Source organism: Terriglobus sp. YAF25 (assembly GCF_052113305.1).
In the GTDB taxonomy this organism is placed as follows: domain Bacteria; phylum Acidobacteriota; class Terriglobia; order Terriglobales; family Acidobacteriaceae; genus Terriglobus.
Genome location: NZ_JBFRCY010001006.1, coordinates 1 through 1,914, shown reverse-complemented (window position 1 = coordinate 1,914; position 1,914 = coordinate 1). Strand labels below are relative to the sequence as shown.

At 56.4% G+C, this 1,914-nt stretch carries 1 protein-coding gene and 1 pseudogene; one reads left to right on the top strand and one right to left on the bottom strand.

The window, feature by feature from the left end:
• Positions 1-102 precede the first annotated feature (102 nt).
• Positions 103-1,100: pseudogene (locus tag AB4043_RS26070) on the bottom strand (inositol-3-phosphate synthase).
• A 106-nt stretch (positions 1,101-1,206) separates the two neighbouring features.
• Between AB4043_RS26070 and AB4043_RS26065 the strand changes: the two are divergent.
• Positions 1,207-1,914 (top strand): ROK family protein (locus AB4043_RS26065; RefSeq protein WP_442308593.1); only part of this gene is annotated, 708 nt, incomplete at its 3' end.

Genomic DNA, 1,914 nt, shown 5'->3' with positions numbered 1-1,914 from the left:
GGATGGGGCACCCAGTGCATGGGGGAACAAATGAGTAAGCCTCCGCGAACGGAGGCTTACTTATCCTTCAATCATTCATTTATTCCATTATTCAATGACTTATTAATCTCCGTAATAATCCAGACCAAGGTGAGTAATAAGACTCTCACCCATAATGTGGCGGAGAGTATTCTTCAGCTTCATGGACTGAATAAACAGATCGTGCTCCGGATATAACCCAGCAGGCACCGTCGGTGCCTTGAAGTAGAAGCTCAGCCACTCCTGCATGCCCAGCTTCTTCAGCGCCGGTGTGCGATTGGCAAGGTCCATGAAGAGCACCAGATCCAGCGCCAGCGGCGCGGCCAGGATGGAGTCGCGGCAAAGGAAGTCCACCTTGATCTGCATCGGATATCCGAGCCATCCGAAGATATCGATGTTATCCCAGCCCTCTTTGTTATCGCCGCGCGGTGGGTAATAGTTGATGCGGACCTTGTGATAGATATCCTTGTACAGATCAGGATGGAGATCCGGCTGCAGGATGTAATCCAGCACCCCGAGCTTGGTCTCTTCCTTGGTCTTGAAGTTATCCGGATCGTCGAGAACTTCACCGTCACGATTGCCAAGAATATTGGTCGAGTACCATCCCGAAAGACCGAGCATGCGGGTCTTGAAGGCCGGCGCAAGCACGGTCTTCATGAAGGTCTGGCCGGTCTTGAAGTCCTTGCCCGCAGTCGGCACGCCCGCCTGCTTCGAGAGGTCCTGCAGCGCGGGAATATCCACCGTGAGGTTGGGCGCGCCGTTGATGAAGGGAATGCCTTCTTTCAGGCAGGCCCAGGCATAGATCATCGATGGAGCGATATCAGGGTCGTCGTTAACCAGGCCCTAGCCAGTGGAACGAAGTCCTTAATCAACGGTGAATTTCCCTCGGTACGCTTGCCGAGCCGGATGGTTCCCATCTCGGCCAGTGACCCGATTGGTTTTGCAAAACCTTTGCGAACTGCTTCAACACCTGCGATGAGCGTCGTCGCAACTGCGCCCATGCCTGGAATCATGACGCCAAGCTTTCCCTTGGCGGGCTGAATCTGCGCCGCAGCTTCGTTGGCTGCGTTGTGATTAGACATACTGCGTCACAACCTTCCCTCTATGTTTGTTACTTTCCGTTGTTTTCCGTTGTACGGAAGCTAAAGTATCTCACCAATTTCATGTGCGACAACTTATGCTTTAACCATGCAGAACGCGCGTATTGGCATTGATCTGGGTGGAACGAAGATAGAGGCCCTGGTGTTGGATGAGCACGGCCAGGAACGTAAACGGTTACGCATTTCAACCCCGCGAGAGTACTCCGCAACGGTCGAAGCTATCCGTGACTTAGTCACCGGAATAGAGTCTGAACTTGGTATTTCCGCCACAGTCGGTGTCGGTATGCCGGGCACCATCGTTCGCAGCACAGGGCTGGTCAAGAACGCGAATTCAACCTGGCTGATCGGCAAACCGTTTGAGCGCGATCTGAGTTCGGCACTCAGCCGCGAGGTCCGCTGCGCCAATGATGCGAACTGCCTTGCCGTCTCCGAGGCGACCGACGGCGCCGCCGCGGGCATCGCCACCGTCTTCGCCGTCATCATCGGAACCGGCTGCGGTGGAGGCATCGCCCTGCACGGCCGCGTTCACGAAGGACGCAATGCCATCGCCGGAGAATGGGGACACAACGGTCTGCCCTGGCCCACGGCCGACGAGGTTCCCGGTCCCCCCTGCTACTGCGGCAAGAACGGCTGCATGGAGACCTGGGTCTCCGGGACCGGTCTGGGCAACGACTTTACCCGCGTTACCGGTGTCGCAAAAACCGGCGCCGAGGTGGGGGTGATGGCAGAGAGTGGCGACCCTGATGCCATGGCTGCTTTTTCTCGTTTGGAGGACCGTTTGGCCAGGGGTTTATCC